A 22,001-nucleotide genomic window follows, 5' to 3' on the forward strand; every position below is an offset into this window, starting at 1 on the left:
CTTGCTACCTGCGTTCGGGCACGGCGGTGGTGACGGTGGGCTGATCGGTGGGGGAGCGGTGCAGCAGGCAGAACACGGTGACGCACACGACCAGCCAGGCCAGGCCGAACAGCCAACCGGCCAGCACATCGGTGCACCAGTGCACGCCCAGATAGATCCGCGACAGCCCGACCGCGATCGGGAACAGCACCGCGACCACCGTCGCCACCCAGCGGACCCAGCGCCTGCGCACCGTCGGTATCACGGTGATCGCGACGATGCCGACCACGACCGTCGTGCCGAGCGTGTGCCCGGACGGATAGGACAGGCTCGGTTCGGCGACCAGGCGGGTGACCTCCGGCGGCCGGTGCCTGCCGACCAGCTGTTTGATCACCACCACCAGCACCCCGGCGCCCACCGAGGTCACGGCGACCAGCGCGGCGTTCGCCCACTCGCGCCGCCAGGCGAACCAGGTGACCGTGACGGCCGCCAGGATGGTCATCGACTGGGTGTCGCCCAGATCGGTGATCACCCGGGCGATCGAGGTCAGCGGTTCGCCGCGGTGCGCGATCATCCACTCCAGCACGCGTGGATCGATCCGGATGATCCCCGCGTCGTTGTTGACCTGCCAGGTGAGCACGGCCAGCAGCACGGCGGCGGTCGCGAGCAGGGCCGCGGCCAGCGGTGGCCGTCGGCCGAGGACCGACCAGGCGAGGTCGTCGGGCGGGGGTCGGCGGGAGGCGATCGGCATAGCTACCAGATTGCCAGCTCCGGCCTCATGCTTCGAAGACGACCGTGTTCCCCGTCACGTCGCGGGTGCCCGCGACCTTCTTGATCGCCTTCACCAGGTCGGCGACGGTGTCCCACACGCGTGGGGGTTCGCAGTCGATGTTGCCGATGGTGTACCAGGTATCGGTACCGCGGTAGCGGACGAGGCCCTTGCCCGCGTCGTCGAGCATGACGTCGAGCTCGCCGGACACCGTCCCTTCCTCTTCGGTCATGACGGCGCTCTCGGCGGTGATCTCGATCGTCTCGCTTATTTGAACTCTCCTCGGCGGAGGCAGTCGTCGACTGCGGTGCGCAACGCGGTGTGCTCGGCGGTATCAACGGTCAGGGCGTACTTTATCTTGACCTTGACGTAATGCTCGATATAGGCGCACCGGAAATTGCCGGGCGGCAGGTAGTTCGCCGGGTCCTGATCACCCTTGGACCGGTTGGCCGAGGGATCGGCGGCGACCAGGTTCATCGAGTCGTTGGCGATGCGACGGCGGGTGTCCTCGTCGCGGTCGGCGGCGCCGGACCGCCACGCCTCGGCCAGCGCCACGATGTGCTCGGCGTCGACCTTGGCCGGGTCGGTGATGAACTTGTACGGCCCGAGCTCGCCGGTCTTCTTGTCCACGAAACCGTAGTGGTCCTGCCAGCCGGCGCCCGCGGGGATCGTCAGCTCGCAGGTCTTCGGGTCGAGGGTGACCTTGCCGGTCGCGTCGCGCAGCATCATCACGTCGCGGCTGGTGCACTTGGTGTACTGCGCCAGGTCGCCGCCGAAGCCGTGTTCGGGCTTGTTGGTGTCCCAGTGCGGGAACTTCTCCCTGGTGTAGCCCGTCATCGGGCCTTCCTTGGCGACAACGAGTTTGCCGACCAGATCGCCGATCTCCTTGCCCGACACCGTCGCCGCGCTCGCCGGACCCGGCCCCGGCGCGGTGGGACTCACCTTGTCCAGCATCGAGTTGGCCACGGTGAGCACGACGCCGACGATCACCGCCGCGGCCAGCGCCAGCAGCGCCTTGCCCAGCGGAGAGCTGCTGATCGATGACCATTTCATGCCCGTACCACCCACATGCCTTCGTCGAAAATGAACCGGCACAACCTAACGGCCGCGCCGGGTGTCGTATCCGATTGTCGGCTATGACGTTCGGCACACGGCACCGCAAAGGAATTGCGGCTCAATAGCGTTCGCCTATCGAGGGTGGTGACCTGCGGTGGAGTGCCGTAAACCCGGAGTGACGCACGTCACGATGAATCCGTGTCGGCGGCGGCCGGTTCCGCGCGTCCAACCGGGGGAAGGATCATTCAGCGAAAGGAACCGGCCATGCCGACCGTCGACGTCATCGACTCGTTCATCTCCTACAGCGACGCGGGTGCCGACACCCGACCCGTCGTCTTCCTGCACGGCAACCCCACCAGCTCCTACCTGTGGCGCGACGTGCTGCCGGTGGTCCGCGAGCAGGCCCGCTGCCTGGCCCCCGACCTGATCGGGATGGGCGCCTCCGGCAAACCCGAGATCGCCTACCGCCTCGACGATCACGCCCGCTACCTCGACGCCTGGTTCGACGCGCTCGACCTGACCGATCCGATCCTGGTCGGCCACGACTGGGGCGGCACCCTGGCCATGGACTTCGCCGCCCGGCATCCCGGCCGGGTCGCCGGGATCGCGGTGATCGAGACCTTCCTGCGCCCGCTGCGCTGGTCGGACCTGCCCGCCCGCTCGGCCGAGATGTTCCGGCTGTTCCGGTCGCCCGCGGGCGAACAGGCGGTGCTCGCGGAGAACAAGTTCATCGAATACAACCTGCCGACCCTGGTCCCCGCGCTCACCGAGGCCGACCTCGACGCCTACCGCGCCCCCTATCCCACTCCGGCCTCGCGGGCGCCGATGCTGGCCTGGGCCAGGGAGTTCCCGCTCGACGGCGAGCCGGCCGACGTCGCGGCCAGGGTCGACGCCTACGGCGCGTGGATGGCGGCGAGCGCGGGCGTGCCCAAGCTGCTGATGACGGTCGAACCCGCCGTCGGCCTCGGCGGTGCCGAGGTGATCGCCTGGGCGACGGCCACCTTCGCCGACCTCGAGGTGGAATCGGTGGGGCAGGGCTCGCACCACGCGCCGGAGGATCAGCCGGTGGCCATCGCGAAATCCGTTGCGGGCTGGCTGGACCGGCACGGGCTACTGGCGTGACCGGCGACAATGTCGGCATGGAGACCGACGAGGCCGCACTGGTCGCCCGCGCCGTCGCGGGCGACCGGGCGGCGCTGGGCGAGGTGATCGCGCACCTGCAGGATCCCCTGTACCGCCTGGCGCTGCGGATGACCGGCCGGCCCGCCGACGCCGAGGACGCGGTGCAGGAGATCCTGATCCGGGTGGTCACGCGGTTGTCGACCTGGCGCGGCGAGGCCGCCCTGCGCACCTGGGCCTATCGGGTCGGGGCGAACTATCTGATCTCCCAGCACCGGCGTTCGGCGGTCGAGCGCGAGCAAGTGGGCCTCGACGAGTTCGGCGCGAGTCTGCTCGACGGACTGGCCACCGAGGACTATCGCGGTCCCGAAGCCACCCTGCTCGCCGAGGAGGTCCGGCTCAGCTGTACCCAGGCGGTCCTGCAATGCCTGAGCCGGGACGAGCGGATCGCCTTCGTCCTCGGTGAGGTGTTCGGCCTCTCGGTGGCCGAGGCGGCCTGGGTGCTCGACATCACCCCGGCCGCGTACCAGAAGCGCTGGGAGCGGGCCAAACAGCGGCTCGGCGCCTTCCTGCGCGGCGCGTGCGGGCTGGCGAATCCGGCGGCGCCGTGCCGGTGCGCGCGGCGGGTGACCCGCGCGGGAGAGCTCGGGCGGATCGATCCCGCGCGCCCGGTCTACACGAAACACGCGGTGCGGCCGGGTGGTCGGACGGTCGCGGAGGCGGCGGCGCAGCTGCGTGACCTGCGGGACGCGGCAGCGGTGCTGACCGCGCACCCGGATTACGCGGCGCCGCGGGAGAAGATCGCGGCCATCACCGGATTGCTCGGCTCGGGACGGTTTCCGCTGCTCGACTGAGCGGATCAGTCGGGCAGGGTGCCGGTCTCCGGCGGAATCCCGGTGTCCAGGAAGCGGATCAGGCGGGCGATGCGGGCGGCGTGGTCGACGCAGCGCTGGAACTGGCTGCCCAGCAACGCCAGATCGATCGCCGGGCCGGTGCCGACGCCGATCTCCGCCGTGGTCAGCACCGTGCGCAGCTGCCCGCAGCGTGTCTCCATGGTGGCGGCCGCGGTGCCGTCGTCCTCGGTGAAACGGCCGGTCGCGACCGACGCGCTCACTCGCGCAACGCTTTCCGCGGCGAGCATGCCCATCGCCACCAGCTCGGCGACGACCGGCTCCGGCGCGACGGCGCGCGGATGCGCGCGGTACACGTACTGCCCCGCGGTCTCGGTGCGCCTGCCGATCCGCGAGAGTTCCCCGGCGATCTGGATCGCGGTCACCACGTGTCGTAGGTCGCGGGCGACCGGCGCCTGCAACGCGAGCAGGGCCATGGTGCGGCTCTCGCAGGCGGCGAACATCTGCTGGAGCTGCTCGTCGAGCGCGAAAACCTCGTAGGCGGCGGTCAGGTCGGCGCCTGCCAGCGCCTCGGTGACTCGCTCGGTCGCATCATGGGCCAAGCGCGACATCAGGGTGAGATCGTTGGACAGGGCAACGAGCTCGAGGGTGAACTGGGTCCGCACGGGCTGAATTGTTCCCCATCGAGGCGGTCCCGGGGAATCCATCGGCGGATCTTTCGCGGCCGCGTATCCCGGCGCACTCCGGCGCGGCTGGAACGATGGAGGCCATGATTGCCGCGTTGACGACCAGATGGACCCTCTTAGTCCCGATACTCGCCGCGCTCGTACTCGCCGTCACCTGGGGGCGCGACGTGCCTGGACTCGTGGTGGCGGTGGTCAGCGCCGCGCTGGTCGGCGCGGTACTGGCCGCGGTCTATCACGCGGAGGTGGTCGCGCATCGGGTCGGCGAACCGTTCGGCTCGCTCGTGCTGGCCGTGGCCGTCACCGTGATCGAGGTGGCGCTGATCGTGACGATGATGATCTCCGGTGGCGACAAGGCGGCCTCGCTGGCCCGCGATACCGTCTTCGCCGCGGTGATGATCACCTGTAACGGCATCTTCGGCCTGGTCCTGCTCGTCGGCGCGCTGCGCAGGCGGGTCGCGGTGTTCAACTCCGAGGGCACCGGTGCCGCGCTGGCCACCGTCGCCACCCTGGCGACGCTGAGCCTGGTGCTGCCGACCTTCACCACCAGCAAGCCGGGCCCGGAGTTCTCGCCCGCGCAGCTGGCCTTCGCCGCCGTCGCCTCGCTGGCGCTGTATCTGCTGTTCGTGATGGTGCAGACGGTGCGCCACCCCGACGACTTCCTCCCGGTGGAGGACGGCGGCGCGGTCGACGACGCCGATATCCACGACCACTCGCCGTCCAATCGGGCGGCGCTGATCAGTCTGGGCATGCTGGTGCTCGCGCTGGTCTGCGTGGTCGGCCTGGCCAAGGTGGTCTCGCCCGCGCTGGAGGCGGGCGTGGCCTCGGCCGGGCTGCCGCAGTCGGCGGTCGGCGTGGTGATCGCGATGCTGGTGCTGCTGCCGGAGACGCTGGCCGCGGTCAACTCCGCGCGCCGCAACCAGGTGCAGATCGGCCTGAACCTGGCGCTGGGCTCGGCCATGGCCAGCATCGGCCTCACCATTCCGGTGATCGCCCTGGCGACGATCTGGCTGAGCGGGCCGCTGGTGCTCGGCCTCGGCGCCACCCAGATGGTGCTGCTCGCGCTGACCGTCGTGGTGAGCACGCTGACCATCGTTCCCGGCCGCGCGACCCTCCTGCACAGTGGCGTTCACCTGGCGTTGTTCGCCGCTTTTGTGTTCCTGGCCGCAAGTCCGTAGCTGAGGTGTTGCGGATCACAGGGGGTGGTGATCTGTCATTGAAACCGCGAAAAAGCGACGAGGGTCACCACCCCGAAATTTTGTTGTGACGCAGAGTACCGGCTAGCTTGCTGGAGTTGGCACCGACGCCGAAGCCAGAGAGTGCGGTATGAAAATCACCATGCTCCGCGCTTCGCGAGCGGGCCGGGGGCATCGCTGATGTCCACCGATCTGCATTCCGCGAAGCCGGATTCCGCCACCCAGATCGTCCGCAAGAACTTCACCGACACGGTCGTGTCGTCGTTGCGGACCTTCGGGCGCGCGGTCGACCTCGCGCAGGAGTCGGTCACCGGCACCGTCGCCGATATCGCCCGCGGACATTTCCAGTGGCGCGAGACCCTCGTCCAGGCCTGGCGGCTGATCACGGTCACCGCGATCCCCGCGATCCTGATGGCCATTCCGTTCGGCGTGATCGTCTCGATCCAGGTCGGCAACCTGATCCACAGCCTGGGCGCCGACTCCATGCTCGGCGCGACCGGCGGTCTCGGCGTCATCAAGCAGGGCGCGCCCATCGCCACCGGCTTCCTGCTCGGCGGCGCGGGCGCGGCCGCGATCGCCGCCGATCTCGGCGCGCGCACCATCCGCGAGGAGATCGACGCGCTCAACACCATGGGCATCAGCCCGGTGCACCGGCTCGTCATCCCGCGCATGATGGCGATGCTCATCGTCGCGCCGATGCTCAACGTGCTGATCATCTTCGTCGGCGTGCTCGCCGGGTACGCGGTCGCCGTCGGCGGCCAGGGCGTGACCCCGGGCAGCTACTGGTCGACCTTCGGTTCCTTCGCCACCGCCGGTGACGTGTGGGTGTCGCTGCTCAAGGCGCTGATCTTCGGCTTCCTGGTCGTCGTCATCTCCTGCCAGCGCGGGCTCGAGGCCAAGGGCGGTCCGCGCGGTGTCGCCGACGCGGTGAACGCGGCCGTGGTGCTCTCGGTGGTCTCGATCGCGATCGTGAACCTGCTGGCCACCCAGATCAGCGCCATGTTCCTGCCGACGAAGTTGGCGTGATGGCTGCCTCCTCCTATATCCCCACCTCCCTGCACTGGCTGCGCAAGCCGGCCCGGCTCGGCAAGCGGATCGGCTCGGCGGGCGAATCGCTCGGCTTCGTCGCGGTGTTCGTCTGGCAGGTGCTGTCCTCGGTGCCGCTGACGCTGCGCCGCTACCGGGACGAGACGCTGCGCGCGGTCACCGACATGACCTGGGGTCGCGGGTCGATCATCGTCGGCGGCGGCACCGTCCCGATGATGATCGTGCTCGGCCTGGTGATGGGTGCCTCGGTCGGCGTCGAATCCTTCGCCTCGCTCGACATGCTCGGCATGGGCCCGGTGACCGGCGTGATCTCGGCCTACGCCACCACCCGCGAGCTGGCCCCGATCGCGGCGGCCATCGGCTTCGCCGCCCAGGCGGGCTGCCGGATCACCGCCGAGATCGGCTCGATGCGCATCTCCGAGGAGATCGACGCGATCGAGGCGCTGGGCCTGCGCTCGGTGCCGTTCGTGGTGACCACCCGCGTCATCGCGGGCGCGATCGCCATCGTGCCGACCTTCCTGATCGCGCTGATCCTGTCCTACGGCGCCTGCCGCGGCCTGCTCACGATGGTCTACGGCCAGTCGGCCGGCGTCTACGACCACTACTTCTTCCAGTTCATCTCCGGGTTCGACATGATCGCCGCCGTCATCAAGGTGGCCGTGTTCGGCACGGTGGTGATCCTGGTGCACAGCTACTTCGGGTTCTTCGCCACCGGCGGCCCCGAGGGCGTCGGCATCGCCTCCGGTCGCGCGGTGCGCGCCAGCTCGGTGGCCATCGTCGCCATCGACATGGTGCTGTCGATCGTGCTCTGGGGCTTCAACTCGGCGATCAGTTTTACGGGGTGAGCTAGTGCCTAACTACGGAATGCCCGGCGTCGCCGCCGATCGGCGCACCGCGCGGCTGACCGGCGCGATCATCCTCGGCCTCATCGCCGCGGTCGTGCTCGCCACGGTCTGCTACCGCACGCTGAAGACCGAAGACGGCCTGCGGATCGCGCTGCACACCGAACACCTCGGTGACGGCATCGGCGCGGGCAGCCAGGTCCGCATCGACGGCGTCACCATCGGCGAGGTCGCCGAGGTGACCCCCGGCGAGCGCGGCACCCAGCAGATCTCGCTGCTGCTCGACGCCGACCGCCTGCACGGCATCGACGACAGTCTCGCCGTCGACTACGCCCCGACCAACCTGTTCGGCATCGCCGAGCTGGAACTGCGCCGCGGCACCGGCGGCGCGCCGCTGCGCGCGGGCACGGTGCTCGACCTGACCGGGGCCAACTCCGGCCGGGTCTACGACGCGACGATGAGCGCGATCCTGCGCAGCCTCTCGCAGGTCGGCATGACGGTGACCAGCCCGCAGATGGCCACGGTCATCTCCCAGCTGGCCGCCGACTTCAAGGCCTTCACCCCGCTGGTCCAGGCGCTGATCACGATGGCGAAGACCATCGCCGACAACCAGGACGTGTCGCCTTCGGAGCTGTTCGGCAAGCTCGGCCCCGCCTTCGACGGCGGTGGCCAGTTCGCCGGCGCCACCATGCAGGTGATCGACAGGCTCAGCGACATCAAGGTGACCCAGGTCGACAAGGACCGCTACGACATCGGCGTCGGCGTGATCGGCGGCAGCATCCTGCCCGCCCTGACCACCACGCTGACCACCGCGGGCGGCCACTTCGCCGAGACCACCGACATGCTCGCGCCGATGCTGTTCGCGCTGGCCCAGATGTCGCCGAACGCGCGGCAGACCGGCGCCGACCTGCAGGCCCTGCTGACCAACCTGCGCGGCGCCATGCCCGACGGCCCGAACGGCCCGGTGCTCAACCTCGACGTCGAGCTCAGCGGCGTGCCCGCCATCGCGGTGCCGCTGTTCGGAAAGGCCGGTGCGTGATGAAGATTCGCGGTGTCGCACTGCGACTCGGCGTGTTCTCGCTGGTCATGCTGGCCGTGCTCGGACTCGTCTTCACCCTCATCAAGCGCCCGGTCTCCGGTGACACCGAGGCTCACGACGCGCTGTTCACCGACGCCAACGGCCTCAAGGTCGGCAACGACGTGCGGATGTTCGGCGTGCAGGTCGGCAAGATCGAGAAGATCAGCCTCGAGGGCGACAAGGCCAAGGTCGGACTGACGGTCAAGACCGACACCCCGATCTACGACAACAGCAAGCTGGCCATCCGCTACCAGAACCTGACCGGCCAGCGCTACATCGACCTGCAGCAGGCCCCCAACCCGGGCAAGCGGATCGCCGCCGACGCCCGGATCGGCGCGCACATGACCGTCCCGTCGTTCGACGTGACCAGCCTGTTCAGCGGCCTGAAGCCGGTGCTGGCGACGCTGTCGCCGGAGGCGATCAACCAGTTCACCGCCAGCATGCTCGCCGTCATCGAGGGTGACGGCAGCGGCCTCGGGCCCGCGCTGACCGCGATCGACCAGCTCGCGAGCTACGCCGAGGATCGCCAGCAGGTCATCGACACCCTGATCCGCAACCTGTCGACGCTGGGCGACCGGCACGGCGGCCGCGTCGGCTACCTGCTGCCGCTGCTGGCCCGGCTCACCGACATCTTCGAGGCGATGCAGCGCAATATCGGCGGTGTCGCGCAGTTCGCGGCCACCGCGCCGTCGGTGCTCGCCCCGGTCGACCGGCTGCTGGCCTCGCTCGGCCTGGTCGAGGGCGGCAGCGCCGAGGTCGACGCGATGATCCGCGGCCTGTTCCCCGACCCGCAGGAGGCGGTCGCGGTCTTCGGGCGGCTGCCCGGGCTGCTCGCCACGGTCGACGCGTCGCTGTCCCGCGATTTCGCCGACTTCACGCCGCACTGCAGCAAGGGCGCCGCCCAGGTGCCCGCGCCGCTGCAGGTGCTGATCGCCGGACAGAAGGTGACGGTATGCAACGCCTGAAGTTCTTCTCCGGTGATCGGCCGATCCTGGACGAGGCGGGCAAGCGCGCCCGCGAACTGCGGATGGGCATCATCGGCCTGAGCCTGGTGGTGCTGTTCATGATCGGCGCCGCGGTGATCTACGTGGTGCCGCTGGGCAAGCACACCTACACCGCCGAGCTGAGCGAGGCGCAGTCCGTGCGCGAGGGCGACGACGTGCGCCTGGCCGGCATCTCGGTCGGCAGCGTGGTCTCGCTCGAGCTGCGGCCGGACAAGGTACTGATGGAGTTCACCGTCGACTCCGACGTCTTCGTCGGCGATCAGACCTCCCTCGACGTACGCATGCTGACCGTCGTCGGCGGTCACTACGTCGCGCTCTACCCGGCCGGTTCGCGACCGCTGGGTGAGCAGCCGATTCCCGCCGATCGAATCCGCCTGCCCTACAGCCTGATCGAGACGTTCCAGGACGCCACCACGCCGCTGGCCGCCGTCGACGGTGACACCGTGCGCAAGAACCTGGCCGCCGCGAACACCGCGATCGCGGCCTCCCCGGAGGCGCTGCGCTCGACCCTCGACACCGTCGGCAAGTACGTCGACATGCTCGACCGGCAGCGCTCGCAGGTGTCGAAGTCGATCGCGATCCTCGACGAGTACATCTCCATGTACGACGGCGCCAAGTCCGACCTGGGCAGGCTGATGGACAACGTGAACCTGCTCGAGGATGTGCTGCTGAGCAAGAAGGCCGAACTGGCCGAGGCGGTCCGGCTGTTGGTCTCGGTGGTGAATCGGCTCGCCGGGCTCGCGCCCAGCTGGGATTCCACGCTGAAACCGCAGGCCAAGGCGCTGGCCGACGCGCTGCCGCGCCTGCAGCAGCTCGAAGGCGGGTTCGAGCCGGTCCTGGGGACCGTGCACGACCTGCAGACCAAGCTGGCGCAGCTGGTGACCCCGGACGCGGGCGTCGTGGTCGACCAGTCCGGCGCGCGCGTCTGCGTGCCGCTGCCGGGGAAGGCGTGCTGATGCTGAAACGACTGCTCGGATCCCAGGCGTTCATGTCGATCGCCGGGGTCGGCGTGCTGGCGGTGCTGGTGATCGCCGGTTACTTCGTCACCTTCGATCCGCTGAAGAAGACCGAATCCTATTGCGCGCTCATGCCCGACGCGATCGGGCTCTACCCGGGCAACCACGTCACGATGCGCGGCATCGACGTCGGCGAGGTGACCGCGGTGCGCAACGAGGGCGCCAAGGTGCGCGTCGAGTTCGAGGTCGACGCCGACCATCCGGTCTACGCCGACGCTTCCGCGACCACCGTCGCGTATTCCGTTGCCGCCGACCGCAATCTGGCCGTGCTGTCCAGCGGCAAGGACACCACGAAGTTCACCGGTGGCTGCATCACCAAGACGCTGACGCCCAAGTCCATCACCGAGACGCTGACCGCGCTGGCGAGCCTGTCCGAGGAGCTCTCCGGCGTCGAGGCCGGGCAGCCGAGCGCGCTCGTGGACGGGCTGTCCTCACTGGACCGCGCGACCGAGGGCGTCGGCCCGACGGTCAACGAACTGGTGCACAAGCTCGGCTCGGCGATGAACAAGCCCGACGCCGACATCGGCCACCTGGCCGGTCTGTTCGACGCGTTCGCCTCCGTCTCGAACCGGGTCGCCGCCAACTGGGGTGACCTGCAATCGATGCTGGTCCGGCTGGCGCCGCTGCTCAACCAGGCCTCCGACGACCTGCTCGGCCCCGCGACCACGCTGTTCGACGGCCTGCGCGAGCTGCTGCCGATGCTCAACGACGTCACCACCATCCTCGGTGACCCGCTGATCGGCGCCCTCGACGGCGCCGTCCCGCTGGTGAAGTTGTTGCGCGCCAACGTCGGATCGCTGCGCGAGGTGGTGCTGAAGATGCCCGCGCTGACCTCGGCCTTCCAGAGCGCCGCGAGCGGTACCGCGATCACCTACGCCGCGCCGAAGGTGGCGCTGCCCGGTGGCGAGGCCGACCAGGTGTGCGCCGCGGTGAACGCGCTGCTCCCCGGGCAGTGCGCCGATCCGGCGCAGGGCCTGACCGATGTGAACCTCGTGCAGGTCGTGCTGGGAATGGCAGGTGCCCGATGAACTCGCGTAAGACATTGCGGCGCGCCATGATCGCGCTGGTGGTCGCGGCCGGTCTCGCGGCCGGTGGCTGTGGTTTCGACCCGGCCGAGGTGCCGGTGCCCGGCTCCACCGTCGCGGGTCCGACCTATCGCGTGCAGATCGAGTTCAGCAGCGCGCTGAACCTGCCCGCCAAGTCGAAGGTGATCGCCAACGGCGCCGAGATCGGCACCGTCGACACCGTCCGGGTGATCCAGCCCGCCGACGCGCCCGCCGGTCGCGGCGGGTACGTCGTCGTCGAGGCCGACATCCTCGACTCCGTGCGGCTGCCGACCACCACCATCGCCGAACTGCGCCAGGACACCATCCTCGGCGACATCCACGTCGCGCTGACCACCCCGAAGGACGGCTTCGGCACGCTGCTGCGCGACGGCGGCACCATTCCGATCGAACGCACGAAACCGCCGGTGCAGCTGGAAGACACGATGGCCACCATGGCGCTGTTCGTGCAGGGCGGCGCGATCGGTCAGCTCCAGGAGATGATCGGCCGGGTGAACTCGGTGATGCCCGCCGATCCGAAGGAGACCGCGCGGATCTCGGCGGTGATGGGCGCCGACGCCGCCGATCTGGCCGCCCATCTGGACCAGGTCGACCTGCTGGTCAACGGCCTGGCCGCCAATGCCGAGGTCATGGTCGGCATCGATGCCGAGCTCACCCACATCCTGAGTCCCGAAGCCGTGCGGGCACTCTCGGGCACCCAGGACTCGATCGCCAAGACCATGGCGATCTTCCTGGCACTCGGCCCGGTCGGCTCCTCGCTGACCTGGCTGGAACCGATCGCGAACGCGGGCGACGCGGCGGCGACGGCGTTCCTGCCGCTGGCCACCGGCGGCTCCGCCGATCTGCGCTCGTCGACGAACATGGCCCTGCTGACCGCGCTGTTGCGGGACAAAGTGATTCCCTTCGCCGAGCGCGGCCCGAAGGTGAACGTCACCGGCGTGCGGGTCGCCGAACAGGAGCAGGTGGACCAGATCGTGACCGCGCTGCGGATGATCGGAATGGTGCGATGAAGATCGGTGCCCTCGCCTCGCTGGGCGGCATCGCCGCCATCACCGTGCTCGGTGCGAGCTACCTGACCTTCGGGGTGGTGCGGGTCGACCCGTTCGCCGACTACACCGAGGCCTCGATCGAGCTGGCGAACTCCGGTGGTCTCAGCGTCGGCTCGCCGATCCTGCTGACCGGCATCGAGATCGGCAAGGTCACCGCGGTCGATACCTCGGCCACCGGTGGCGTGCGGGTCGGCTTCGAGTTCGGCGCCGCGAACAAGGTGCCGATGAGCAGCATCGTCACCATCGAGCACCTGTCCTCGCTGGGCGAGCCGTACGTGCAGTTCGTGCCGCGCAGCGCCGACGGGCCGTATCTGACCGACGGCCAGCGGCTGTCCGGGGAGAACGTGCGCACGCCGATGTCGATCCCCGAGGTCGCGCGGCTGGTCACCAAGACCGTCGAGCAGCTCGACCCGGCGGTCGTCGGATCGCTCGTCGACACGCTCGGGCAGGCGATGACCGGCACGGAGAACGTCATCCCGGAGCTGGCCAGGGCGGGCGACCTGCTCGCCGCGGCCATCATGAGCCGGGCGCCCGCGATCGCCGAACTGCAGAACAACTTCGAGTACGTCTCCGGCGACATCGGCTGGGCCGGACCGGCCACCTCGGCCGCGGCGCCCGCCTTCGTACGGCTGAGCCAGGTCATCGACGAGTTCGTCGAGTCGGTCGGGCGGGTCAGCGCGGCGGGCGGCGACCCGGAGATGTATCTGCGCGACGGCGGCCTGGTGCCGTTCCTCGAGCAGCTCACCGCCAAGCTGAACGAGCTCGGCCCCGAGCTCTCGGCGCTGCTGCCCGGTCTGCGTCCGCTCACCGAGTCGATCACCGCGACGGGCCCGCAGATCGACCTCAGCACGCTCATCGCCCAGGCGTTGCACAACACCGACGCCGATGCGGTGAAGGTCAGGGTCGCGATCAGGTAAACATCCGGCAACCACTGAATATAGGTATCGTCCCTGGCCAGTGGTTGTCGGCTCGAGCCGAGCCCGGTTCGAGCAACCGTGCGGTAGCCTGCTGGACGAGGCAGTCCGAGTCCACTGGGCGAAGGCGGTGCGATCCATGGCAGACGGCGGCGAGGATCCCGACCAGGGGACCGGAGGCAGTACCCGGGTGATCGCGATCGCGGCGGTGCTGGCCGCGTTGCTGGCGCTGGTGGTGGCGCTCGGGCTGGTGCTGCGGGCGAATCAGGGCGACGAGAACGATCCGTCGACCGTCAATCCGATGGGCTCGGATGCCAACGGCCTGCCGGTCGACGCCGAGGTAGCGGGCCAGGAAGTCGCCTTCGCGCCACCGTGGCCCGCCCGCCGGGTCGGCGGCAACTGCTCGGCGGGCGGCATCGTCGCCCACTGGCGGGTCGAGACCGACGGTCAGTGGCAGTGCACGGTGACCACCCCCGACGCCGCGGTCCCCGCCGCCCCCGCGCCGCCGCCCCCGCCGCCCGCGGAGCCGCCGCCGCCCGAACCGGCGCCGGTCCAGGCGCCGCCGCCCGCGTTCGAGCCGCCGCCGGTGTACGAACCGCCCGTCTACGCGCCGCCGCCCCCGCCCGAACCCGAGCCGATCCCGGTGCCCGAACCGGCGCCACCGCCGCCGCCCCCACCGCCGCCGGTCATCCAGTTGCCGTTCCCGCTGCCGCCGATCTTCGTTCCGCCCGCCGCGGCCGTGCTGCCGTGACGGGCGGCGGGTCGGCCGCCGCCCGTCGCCACCGTCGGTGAGACTGATCCGCTATGGACCAGTTGGTACTCACTCTGGTGATCCTGCTCGTGACGGTGCTCGCCGAATCGCTCGGCGGCAGGCTGGGGATCGCGCCGTCCATCCTGATGACCGTGTTCGGCTGTCTGCTCGCGCTGATCCCCGCCGTCCCGAGTCTGAACATCCCACCCGAACTGATCCTGCCGCTGGTCCTCCCGCCGCTGCTCTACGCCGCCGCCCGGCGCACCTCATGGCGGCAGTTCGCGGAGAACTGGCAGATCATCGCGTTGCGCGCGGTCGGGCTGGTGATCGTCACCGCCGTCGCGGTGGCCGCGGTCTTCCACGCCTGGAACCCGGCGACCGCCGTCGCGGCGGGCGTGGTGCTCGGCGCGCTGGTCGCCCCGCCCGACCCGGTCGCCGCCACCTCGATGGCGGGCAGACTCGGCCTGCCCCGCCGGCTGATCGTCACCCTGGGCGGGGAGGGCCTGTTCAACGACGTCACCGCGATCGTCATCTACACCGTCGGCATCCAGGCCGTGGTGACCGGCCTGTTCTCGCCGTGGCACGCCCTCGGCGACTTCGTGCTGGCCGCGGTGGTCGGTCTCGTCGTCGGCCTGGTGCTCGGCTGGGTGGGCAGCAAGCTCACCAAGTACCTCGACAACGCGACCGCCCAGGTGGCGCTGAGCCTGCTGCTGCCGTTCGTCGCCTACGGCGTCGCCGAGCACTGGGAGGGCTCCGCGGTCCTCGCGGTGCTGGTGTGCGCGCTGTACCTCACCGACGCGGTGACCGAGATCGGCGACCGCGACTACCGCCTGGTCGCCGACGCGTTCTGGGACATCGCCGAAATGCTGATCACCGGATTCGCGTTCGCGCTGATCGGCCTGGAACTGCGCGTGGTCATCGACACCACCGGGCACGGCTGGCCGTCGCTGGCCGGGGTCACCGTCGCGGTGATCGCGGTCGTCGTGCTGCTGCGGCTGGCCTGGTTGCTGGTCACCTGGGCGGTGAGCACCCGGCTCTGGCGCTACACCGACGAGCCGTTCACCTGGCGCGAGGTGATCGTCACCTGGTGGGCGGGGATGCGCGGGGTGGCCACGGTCGCGCTGGCGCTGGCCGTGCCGTTCACCATCGATTCCGGCGCGGATTTCCCGGCCCGCTCGGAGATCCTGTTCGTCGCCTTCGCCGTCGTCCTGTTCACCCTGCTCGTGCAGGGCATCACCTTGCCGCTGGTCGTGCGAATCACCGGCGTGCACGCCGACACCCGCCAGGAACGCGCGGTCGAACAGCAGCTGTGGACCAGGGTGGTGCGGGCCGAACTCGCCGAGCTGAAGATGATCGCCGCCCGCGACGGCCTGCCCGACGATGTCTACGAGGACATCAAGGACACCCTGCGCCATCTCTCGGCCAAGGCCGACCCGGAGGCGGCCGACGCCGACGCCAAGGCCGCCCTCGACCAGGAACGCAAACTCGCCTCGCAGCTGCGGGCCGTCCGCTCGGCCGTCCTCGAGGCCGGCAGGCGCGAGGCCCAGGCCGCCCGCCGCGAACCCGGCATGCCGCCCGACGTCGTCGACCGGGTCACCCGCAGGCTCGATCTCGGGCCGACCCGCTGACCGGCGTCAACCGCCGAGGGTGTCGGTGAGCATGCCGATCGCGTAAGTGATCGCCATGGCCAGCGCGCCGCCGAGCACCACCCGCAGCACCGCCCTGCCCCGGCGGCTGCCGCCCAGCCGCGCGCTCACCGATCCGGTGAGGGCAAGGGCGAGCAGCACCGCCGCGAAGGTCACCGGGACCCGCCACTGCGCGGGCGGGATCGCGATCGCGATCAGCGGCAGCAGCGCGCCGCAGGTGAACGCGACCGCCGACGAACCCGCCGCGGCCCACGGATTGGTGAGCTCGGTGGGATCGAGCCGGAGTTCGGCTTCGGCGTGCGCGGTGAACGCGTCGTGGGCGGTGAGTTCCTCGGCCACCGTGCGGGCGGTCGCCGGGCTGAGCCCCTTGGCCTCGTAGATCCCGGTCAGCTCGGCCAGTTCCGCCGCGGGATCCTCGGCCAGTTCCCGGCGCTCCTTGGCCAGCAGCGCCTTCTCCGAGTCCCGCTGGGTGCTGACCGACACGTACTCGCCCGCGGCCATCGAGATCGCGCCCGCGACCAGGCCGGCCACGCCCGCGGTGAGGATCGTGTGGGTGTTGTTCGTCGTCGCGGCGACGCCGACGACGAGACCCGCGGTGGACACGATGCCGTCGTTCGCGCCGAGCACCCCGGCGCGCAGCCAGTTCAACCGCGACGCGAGTCCCTCCGCGTGCGGTTCGTGCGGATGGATGGTCGAAGAAGAGTCCTGCACCCGGTCAGCCTAATCCGGGGCGCGGCCGGATCAGCGCTGGGCGCGCAGGACCTCGCGGAGGGTGTCGGCCAGGCGCACGGCCAGCGCGAGCACCGTCAGCGTCGGGTTGACGTGCCCGTTCGTCGGGAAGACCGAACTGCCCGCGATGTAGAGGTTGTCCACGCCGTGTACCCGGCAGTGCCGGTCGACCACCCCGTGCCGGGGATCGGCCGACATCCTGGTGGTGCCGCTCGGATGCGCCCGGTCGGCCAGCGCCAGCGGCTCGGTACCGCCCGCCCTGGCCGCGGGCACGATCTCCGGCGCGGGCAGCCCGAGCCGCGCGAACTCGGCCACCAGCAGTGCCGTCGCCCGTCGCACGGTCGCGTCCTCGCGCGCGTCGATGCGCCAATCCACCTGGGGCAGCGGCATTCCCGCGGGGTCGGTGCGCTGCGACAACCGCACCCGGCTCTCCGGATCGGGTGCCTGCTCCACCATCGCCCACACCTCGACCCCGGTCAGCCGGCGCGGCAGCCCGACCCCATCGATCAGCCTGCGCCGCGCGCCGGCCAGCAGCAGCCTGGTGTCCGACACCATGATCCGCCCGTCCTGCCAGCGGCCCCGCCCGCCGAGCACCCGCTTCACCGCGTCCCACGGATCATCGGGCGCGGTGACCTCCTGCAACCACAGCGCGCAGTTGAGCAGCGCCTCCCCGCGCTGGACCTCGGGCGACAGGGCGAGCCCGTGCAGATAGGTGTGCTTGCCGCGCGGTCCCCGCACCACGTACTTGCCGAACCGGGCCAGCGCCGCGCCCGCGACGGCGGGGGACAGCGTGCCGACCACGCCGCTGCGATGATCGATCAGATAGCGCCCCACCTGGTCGTACCGGTTCCCGATGCCGCCCGCGACAGTGCGCCGCGAGGCCAGCAGCAGTCGCGGCGTATCGATTCCGCCCGCCGCGAGCACGAACAGCCGCGCCTCGACGGTGCGCACGCGTCCGCCCGCGCCGGTCACCTCGACCGAATTCACGTGCGCCCCGGTGGCATCGGTGTCGAGATGGGTGACGGTCGCGTTCACCAGCACCCGCGCGGTCGGCGCGAGGACCTCGCGCACCGCGGGACCCCAGCGTTTGCTGTCGAACCGGTTCGCCGGGTCCCGGCTGAACTGCCAGAAGTACGGGCGCAGGGACGCGGTGTCGAGCCCGGCGGCGGGCGCCGGACGGCCGGCGAGCGGCCAGAACTCGGCGTCGGTGAACCCGCCGCCGTGCCCGAGTCCGGCGTGTGCGGCGGCGCGGTCGGCGTAGGGGCGCAGCGCGGTCGCCTCGATCGGCCAGCCCGAGCGGCGGACCCATGGCCGGGTGGCGAAGTCGAGGTCGTCGAGCAGGCCGCAGCGCCCGGCCCAGACCCGCGAACTGCCGCCGAGAACCCGGCTCCCCGCGATCCGGTCGGGTGGCAGGCGCGGCGCGCCGATGCTGTCGATGGCGGCGAATTCTGTTTCGGTGGGACCGGTTTCGTGGTCACCGCTCTCCAGGACCAGCACCTGTAATCCCGCCGCGGCCAATTCGGTGGCGACCGTCAGCCCGGCCGGGCCAGAGCCGATGACGCAGATCTGGGTGCGCAGCGCGTCGTCGCCGACGGTGCGCAGATCCTCCACCAGCATCGGCGGTCCTCTCGCCCGTGCCACCCGCGCGGCCCGGCACCCGGCCGCGCTTTGGTGTCACTCTAGAAGCCGGGACGCGGAATTTCCGGAGGTCTCACAATGCTGGTTCACGAAAGCCCGCACGTACCCGGCGGATTGGCGCACATACATCCAGGCCCAGAATTCCAGCCCGGTGTCGGTGGGACTGGCGACCATGGTGATCTCGCCGTCGAAACACCGGCCGACGATGTAGCGGGCGCGGGAGATGTGCGGCGTGAACGTCACCACGATGATGTGGCGCCAGCCGTAAATCTTTGCCCGCCGCACGATTTCGCGTGCCTCGCCGTCGGTGGTCCACGGATCGGGCAGGAAACACGAGACCCGGAAGGCGAATCGGCCGCCGCAGTACTTGTCCATCATCGGGTCGTCGGCCCCGGTGGACTGCGAGATCAGCACCTCGGGCGCGTAGCCCCGTTCGGCGAGCTCGATGCCGAGGTCGAAGCGTTCGTAGGGGGTGCCGCCGAGCACCACGATCACATCGGCGCGACGCAGCGGGTCCAGCTGCGGGTTGACGAAGACGGGCCATCCGGCGATTGCCGTACCCAGCACGATGACCAGTGCGCCGACGAGCAACCATCCCGCACGTCGAAAGATCGACACTGCATCGAGGATAGCGAAGGGTGCACACTGGACCCCATGACCGACTCCGCCGTTGCCCCCGAACACCTCGACGTCGTCATCGTCGGCGCCGGATTGTCCGGCATCGGGGCCGCGTACCGGCTGCAGACCGAACACCCGCACCGCAGCTACGCCATCCTCGAGGCCCGCGCCGATCTCGGCGGTACCTGGGATCTTTTCCGGTACCCGGGCATCCGCTCGGACTCGGACATGTTCACCCTGGGCTATCCGTTCAAGCCCTGGCGCGCGGCCCGCTCCATCGCCGACGGCGCCGCGATCCTGGACTACATCCGCGAGACGGCGCGGGAGAACGGCATCGACGGGCGCATCCGCTTCGGTTCCCGGGTGATCGGCGCCGACTGGTCGTCGGCGCAGGCGCGCTGGCAGCTCACCATCGCCCACGAGGGCCCCGACGGCCCCGAGCTGAGCACCCTGACCTGCGGTTTCCTCTACGCCTGCGCCGGCTACTACGACTATCTGCAGCCGCACGCCCCCGAGTTCGCCGGTCGCGCCGACTTCGACGGCACCATCGTGCACCCGCAGTTCTGGCCCACCGATCTGGACGTACGGGACAAGCGGATCGTCGTCATCGGCAGCGGCGCGACCGCGGTCACCCTGGTGCCCTCGCTGGCCGACGAGGCCGAGCACGTCACCATGCTCCAGCGCACCCCCACCTGGATCAGCGCGGTGCCCGGCCGCGACAAGCAGGCCGACAAGATCCGCGACGCGCTGCCCGCCGACCTCGCGCATCGGCTGATCCGGACCAAGAACATCCTGTTCAACATCGGTTTCTACCAGTACTGCCGCCGCCGGCCCGCCGCCGCGCGCAAGCTGCTCACCGGCCTCACCACCCGCATCCTCAAAGACGACAAGCTGGTCGCCGAGCACTTCACCCCCGACTACGACCCCTGGGACCAGCGCCTCTGCGCCGCCCCCGACGCCGACTTCTTCAAGGCGATGAAGAAGGGCAAGGCGACCGTCGTCACCGATCGGATCGACCGCTTCGTCCCCGAGGGCATCCGGCTCGCGTCGGGCAAGGTCCTGCCCGCCGACATCATCGTCACTGCCACCGGCCTGCGGCTGCTCGCCTTCGGCGGGATCGCGCCCTCGGTGGACGGCACCCCGGTCCCGCTGTCGGACCAGTTCGTCTGGCAGGGCGCGATGCTGACCGGCCTGCCCAATTTCGCGATCTGCGTCGGCTACACCAACGCCTCGTGGACGCTGCGCGCCGATCTCACCTCGCGCCTGGTCTGCAAGGTCCTCGCCCACCTGGACCGGACCGGGGTGCCCGCCGTCGTCCCTGAGCCGACGGGCAAGCTCAGCGAACGCCCGCTGCTCGACCTGAACTCCGGCTACATCCAGCGCTCGATCGCCCTGTTCCCCCGGCAGGGCGACCGCCGTCCGTGGCGGGTCCGGCAGAACTACCTGCTGGACACGCTGTTCACCCTCCGCGCCGATCTCGGCAAGACATTGCGCCCGGTCCGCCGGGTAGGCGAGTTCACCCACAACGGGTGAGGCGCGCGGCCCCGTCGGGTTTCTACCGTTGGCGTGTGCCGTGGTGGCACATCCGTTGACCCGACGGGAAGGCCGAGCGATGACAGATCAGAATCAGCACCCGGTACGTGAGGGAATCGCGGCAGGAACATCCATCGGCGCAGGCATTCTGTTGGCCGTGGTCGGTGTCCTGCAGATCCTCGAAGGTATCTCGGCTGTCGCCAACGACGATCTGATCGTCGTCGGGCCCGAGTACCTCTACCAGTTCGACCTGACAGCCTGGGGTTGGTGGCACATCGTCCTGGGCGCGATCGCCGTGATCGTCGCGATCGGCCTGCTGGCCGGTCAGACCTGGGGACGGGTGGCGGCCATGGTGATCGCCGCACTCGCGATCATCGCGAACTTCCTGTGGCTGCCGTACTACCCGTGGTGGTCGATCCTGGTCATCATCATCAGCGTCGTGGTGATCTGGGCGGTGGCCACCTGGCGCCCCGACAACGCCTGATCCCCGCCACCGACAACGCCGCCCCGGTCATCGACCGGGGCGGCGTCGTGTTGTTCGAGGTCAGCGGGTGAGGGTCGGTTCGCCGGCGTCGGGCTCGCCGAGGGTGTCGAGCAGATGGTCGGAGATCCGTTCCCCCAGCGAGGCCAGCTCGGCCTTCTGCGGTTCGTCCAGTCCGTCGAGGACCAGCCTGCGCACCGCGACCAGGTACTCCGGTGTCGCCTCGGCCACCTTGGCCAGCCCGGTCTCGGTGAGCACCGCGTCCACGCCGCGTCCCGATTCCGCCGCCGCCCGCTTGGCCCAGCCCACCCGCTCCAGCTTGGACACCACGTGGGAGAGCCGGGACATGGACCCGTGCCCCCGGGCCGCGAGCAGGCTCAGCTGCATCCGGTGGTCCGGCGCCTCTCGCAGCAGGGCCATGACCCGGTACTCGAAATGGGTCACGCCGAACTCGCGTTGCAGCCGCGAGTCGAGCGCGCTCGGCACTCGCATCGCGAGGGTGACCACCGCGCTCCAGGCGCGACGTTCGACCGAGTCGAGTTCCTCCGTCACCTCGGCCTCCTTCCACCCTGACGTTAACTGGAAAATTGCTGAACGTCGGCAAACTGTATATCGGAGGGGGTGGGGTGTCTACGTGTGTCATGTCATGTCGGCAGGTGAGGGGAAGTTTCGAAGATCGTCCAGAGCTGGACGAACGATCAGTTGCCAATGGATCGCCGCGACCGGCGGGTTGCCGCCGACGTCGGCCCGGCCGTCGGGTCTCGTGCGTACTCGGTCGCGACCGAGTGCGAAAACCTCGGGAAACACCGCGTCTACCAGGCGATTTGACTTCGCGTTCGTGGCTGCGTAACTTAATTCGAGTCAGAGCGACACGGACACCGACCCGGTGCCGAACCGCCGAGCCTCTCGAGGCTAGCGGATCGCACAGGGAAACGAGG

23 protein-coding genes are annotated in these 22,001 nt (G+C 70.1%); 15 read left to right on the plus strand and 8 right to left on the minus strand.

The features are described from left to right. Window positions 1-4 precede the first annotated feature (4 nt). The 3 genes from AB0H54_RS33295 to AB0H54_RS33305 are packed head-to-tail and all read right to left on the minus strand — an operon-like array spanning window position 5 to window position 1,801. A complete protein-coding gene (locus AB0H54_RS33295; protein WP_357350978.1) occupies window positions 5-730 on the minus strand; it encodes a phosphatase PAP2 family protein in 726 nt (241 codons plus the stop codon). Between the two features lie 25 nt (window positions 731-755). Beyond that, the gene (locus AB0H54_RS33300; RefSeq protein ID WP_355284144.1) at window positions 756-980 is read right to left on the minus strand and encodes a hypothetical protein; all 225 of its coding nucleotides are present in this window, start codon (window positions 978-980) and stop codon (window positions 756-758) included. Window positions 981-1,015: 35 nt separating this feature from the next. Next, window positions 1,016-1,801 carry an HNH endonuclease family protein gene (locus AB0H54_RS33305; RefSeq protein ID WP_357350980.1) on the minus strand — a complete coding sequence of 262 codons (786 nt, stop codon included), beginning with the start codon at window positions 1,799-1,801 and terminating at the stop codon, window positions 1,016-1,018. A gap of 201 nt (window positions 1,802-2,002) precedes the next feature. Here AB0H54_RS33305 and AB0H54_RS33310 point away from each other — a divergent pair, with 201 nt between their 5' ends. Beyond that, the gene (locus AB0H54_RS33310) at window positions 2,003-2,926 is read left to right on the plus strand and encodes a haloalkane dehalogenase (protein WP_357350982.1); all 924 of its coding nucleotides are present in this window, start codon (window positions 2,003-2,005) and stop codon (window positions 2,924-2,926) included. Window positions 2,927-2,943: 17 nt separating this feature from the next. Next, complete coding sequence (locus AB0H54_RS33315; protein WP_357350984.1) at window positions 2,944-3,777, plus strand: RNA polymerase sigma factor; 834 nt, start codon at window positions 2,944-2,946, stop codon at window positions 3,775-3,777. A 5-nt stretch (window positions 3,778-3,782) separates the two neighbouring features. On the opposite strand, the gene AB0H54_RS33320 is transcribed toward AB0H54_RS33315, so the two are convergent. Further along, the gene (locus AB0H54_RS33320; RefSeq protein WP_355284133.1) at window positions 3,783-4,439 is read right to left on the minus strand and encodes a PhoU domain-containing protein; all 657 of its coding nucleotides are present in this window, start codon (window positions 4,437-4,439) and stop codon (window positions 3,783-3,785) included. A gap of 104 nt (window positions 4,440-4,543) precedes the next feature. On the opposite strand from AB0H54_RS33320, the gene AB0H54_RS33325 reads away from it, so the two are divergent. The 11 genes from AB0H54_RS33325 (at window position 4,544) to AB0H54_RS33375 (ending at window position 16,046) form a co-directional block, all read left to right on the plus strand. Beyond that, window positions 4,544-5,635 (plus strand): ionic transporter y4hA, encoded by a 1,092-nt coding sequence (locus AB0H54_RS33325; RefSeq protein WP_357350987.1) that lies wholly within the window; start codon window positions 4,544-4,546, stop codon window positions 5,633-5,635. Window positions 5,636-5,833: 198 nt separating this feature from the next. Next, window positions 5,834-6,679, plus strand: a complete 846-nt coding sequence (locus AB0H54_RS33330; RefSeq protein WP_355284127.1) for an ABC transporter permease — start codon at window positions 5,834-5,836, stop codon at window positions 6,677-6,679. Continuing rightward, on the plus strand, window positions 6,679-7,545 hold the full coding sequence (locus tag AB0H54_RS33335; protein ID WP_355284124.1) for an ABC transporter permease: 867 nt from the start codon (window positions 6,679-6,681) through the stop codon (window positions 7,543-7,545). Before AB0H54_RS33330 ends, AB0H54_RS33335 begins: the two co-directional genes overlap by 1 nt. Window positions 7,546-7,549: 4 nt before the next feature. Further along, entirely contained in the window at window positions 7,550-8,581 is a 1,032-nt protein-coding gene (locus AB0H54_RS33340) for a mammalian cell entry protein (RefSeq protein WP_357350990.1), read from the plus strand. Then, window positions 8,581-9,585, plus strand: a complete 1,005-nt coding sequence (locus AB0H54_RS33345) for an MlaD family protein (RefSeq protein ID WP_357350992.1) — start codon at window positions 8,581-8,583, stop codon at window positions 9,583-9,585. The genes AB0H54_RS33340 and AB0H54_RS33345 overlap by 1 nt, the downstream gene beginning before the upstream one ends. Then, entirely contained in the window at window positions 9,573-10,580 is a 1,008-nt protein-coding gene (locus AB0H54_RS33350) for an MlaD family protein (RefSeq protein ID WP_357350994.1), read from the plus strand. The genes AB0H54_RS33345 and AB0H54_RS33350 overlap by 13 nt, the downstream gene beginning before the upstream one ends. Next, the gene (locus tag AB0H54_RS33355; RefSeq protein ID WP_357350996.1) at window positions 10,580-11,668 is read left to right on the plus strand and encodes an MlaD family protein; all 1,089 of its coding nucleotides are present in this window, start codon (window positions 10,580-10,582) and stop codon (window positions 11,666-11,668) included. Before AB0H54_RS33350 ends, AB0H54_RS33355 begins: the two co-directional genes overlap by 1 nt. Next, the gene (locus tag AB0H54_RS33360; RefSeq protein WP_357350998.1) at window positions 11,665-12,714 is read left to right on the plus strand and encodes an MlaD family protein; all 1,050 of its coding nucleotides are present in this window, start codon (window positions 11,665-11,667) and stop codon (window positions 12,712-12,714) included. Before AB0H54_RS33355 ends, AB0H54_RS33360 begins: the two co-directional genes overlap by 4 nt. Further along, window positions 12,711-13,670 carry an MlaD family protein gene (locus AB0H54_RS33365; protein WP_357351000.1) on the plus strand — a complete coding sequence of 320 codons (960 nt, stop codon included), beginning with the start codon at window positions 12,711-12,713 and terminating at the stop codon, window positions 13,668-13,670. The genes AB0H54_RS33360 and AB0H54_RS33365 overlap by 4 nt, the downstream gene beginning before the upstream one ends. A 136-nt stretch (window positions 13,671-13,806) precedes the next feature. Then, complete coding sequence (locus AB0H54_RS33370; RefSeq protein ID WP_357351001.1) at window positions 13,807-14,418, plus strand: hypothetical protein; 612 nt, start codon at window positions 13,807-13,809, stop codon at window positions 14,416-14,418. Between the two features lie 53 nt (window positions 14,419-14,471). Beyond that, entirely contained in the window at window positions 14,472-16,046 is a 1,575-nt protein-coding gene (locus tag AB0H54_RS33375; RefSeq protein ID WP_357351003.1) for a Na+/H+ antiporter, read from the plus strand. A gap of 6 nt (window positions 16,047-16,052) precedes the next feature. Here the strand turns inward: AB0H54_RS33375 and AB0H54_RS33380 are convergent, their stop codons facing one another. From AB0H54_RS33380 to AB0H54_RS33390, 3 genes are read right to left on the minus strand one after another with little or no spacing between them, the layout of a single operon-like run. Then, complete coding sequence (locus tag AB0H54_RS33380) at window positions 16,053-16,775, minus strand: VIT family protein (RefSeq protein ID WP_357351005.1); 723 nt, start codon at window positions 16,773-16,775, stop codon at window positions 16,053-16,055. A gap of 30 nt (window positions 16,776-16,805) precedes the next feature. Beyond that, window positions 16,806-18,410 carry a GMC family oxidoreductase gene (locus tag AB0H54_RS33385; protein WP_357351007.1) on the minus strand — a complete coding sequence of 535 codons (1,605 nt, stop codon included), beginning with the start codon at window positions 18,408-18,410 and terminating at the stop codon, window positions 16,806-16,808. A gap of 57 nt (window positions 18,411-18,467) precedes the next feature. Beyond that, window positions 18,468-19,022: a YdcF family protein gene (locus AB0H54_RS33390; protein ID WP_357351019.1), complete on the minus strand. Its 555-nt coding sequence runs from the start codon at window positions 19,020-19,022 to the stop codon at window positions 18,468-18,470. A 63-nt stretch (window positions 19,023-19,085) separates the two neighbouring features. On the opposite strand from AB0H54_RS33390, the gene AB0H54_RS33395 reads away from it, so the two are divergent. Both AB0H54_RS33395 and AB0H54_RS33400 read left to right on the plus strand, forming a co-directional pair. Continuing rightward, window positions 19,086-20,582 (plus strand): NAD(P)/FAD-dependent oxidoreductase, encoded by a 1,497-nt coding sequence (locus AB0H54_RS33395; protein WP_357351009.1) that lies wholly within the window; start codon window positions 19,086-19,088, stop codon window positions 20,580-20,582. Window positions 20,583-20,661: 79 nt separating this feature from the next. After that, window positions 20,662-21,066, plus strand: coding sequence for a hypothetical protein (locus AB0H54_RS33400; RefSeq protein WP_357351011.1), 405 nt, complete (start codon window positions 20,662-20,664; stop codon window positions 21,064-21,066). Between the two features lie 60 nt (window positions 21,067-21,126). On the opposite strand, the gene AB0H54_RS33405 is transcribed toward AB0H54_RS33400, so the two are convergent. After that, entirely contained in the window at window positions 21,127-21,615 is a 489-nt protein-coding gene (locus tag AB0H54_RS33405; RefSeq protein WP_357351013.1) for a transcriptional regulator, read from the minus strand. Between the last annotated feature and the right edge of the window lie 386 nt (window positions 21,616-22,001).

The organism is Nocardia sp. NPDC050718, from assembly GCF_040654235.1.
Taxonomy (GTDB): Bacteria; Actinomycetota; Actinomycetes; order Mycobacteriales; family Mycobacteriaceae; genus Nocardia.

Bases quoted from the DNA above. Each gene is read 5' to 3' on its own strand.
- AB0H54_RS33355 (WP_357350996.1), top strand. From the start codon at position 10,580: ATGCTGAAACGACTGCTCGGATCCCAGGCGTTCATGTCGATCGCCGGG.
- AB0H54_RS33395 (WP_357351009.1), top strand. From the start codon at position 19,086: ATGACCGACTCCGCCGTTGCCCCCGAACACCTCGACGTCGTCATCGTC.
- AB0H54_RS33370 (WP_357351001.1), top strand. From the start codon at position 13,807: ATGGCAGACGGCGGCGAGGATCCCGACCAGGGGACCGGAGGCAGTACC.
- AB0H54_RS33305 (WP_357350980.1), bottom strand. From the start codon at position 1,801: ATGAAATGGTCATCGATCAGCAGCTCTCCGCTGGGCAAGGCGCTGCTG.
- AB0H54_RS33315 (WP_357350984.1), top strand. From the start codon at position 2,944: ATGGAGACCGACGAGGCCGCACTGGTCGCCCGCGCCGTCGCGGGCGAC.
- AB0H54_RS33365 (WP_357351000.1), top strand. From the start codon at position 12,711: ATGAAGATCGGTGCCCTCGCCTCGCTGGGCGGCATCGCCGCCATCACC.
- AB0H54_RS33350 (WP_357350994.1), top strand. From the start codon at position 9,573: ATGCAACGCCTGAAGTTCTTCTCCGGTGATCGGCCGATCCTGGACGAG.
- AB0H54_RS33375 (WP_357351003.1), top strand. From the start codon at position 14,472: ATGGACCAGTTGGTACTCACTCTGGTGATCCTGCTCGTGACGGTGCTC.
- AB0H54_RS33360 (WP_357350998.1), top strand. From the start codon at position 11,665: ATGAACTCGCGTAAGACATTGCGGCGCGCCATGATCGCGCTGGTGGTC.
- AB0H54_RS33400 (WP_357351011.1), top strand. From the start codon at position 20,662: ATGACAGATCAGAATCAGCACCCGGTACGTGAGGGAATCGCGGCAGGA.
- AB0H54_RS33335 (WP_355284124.1), top strand. From the start codon at position 6,679: ATGGCTGCCTCCTCCTATATCCCCACCTCCCTGCACTGGCTGCGCAAG.
- AB0H54_RS33385 (WP_357351007.1), bottom strand. From the start codon at position 18,410: ATGCTGGTGGAGGATCTGCGCACCGTCGGCGACGACGCGCTGCGCACC.
- AB0H54_RS33295 (WP_357350978.1), bottom strand. From the start codon at position 730: ATGCCGATCGCCTCCCGCCGACCCCCGCCCGACGACCTCGCCTGGTCG.
- AB0H54_RS33325 (WP_357350987.1), top strand. From the start codon at position 4,544: ATGATTGCCGCGTTGACGACCAGATGGACCCTCTTAGTCCCGATACTC.
- AB0H54_RS33330 (WP_355284127.1), top strand. From the start codon at position 5,834: ATGTCCACCGATCTGCATTCCGCGAAGCCGGATTCCGCCACCCAGATC.
- AB0H54_RS33300 (WP_355284144.1), bottom strand. From the start codon at position 980: ATGACCGAAGAGGAAGGGACGGTGTCCGGCGAGCTCGACGTCATGCTC.
- AB0H54_RS33345 (WP_357350992.1), top strand. From the start codon at position 8,581: ATGAAGATTCGCGGTGTCGCACTGCGACTCGGCGTGTTCTCGCTGGTC.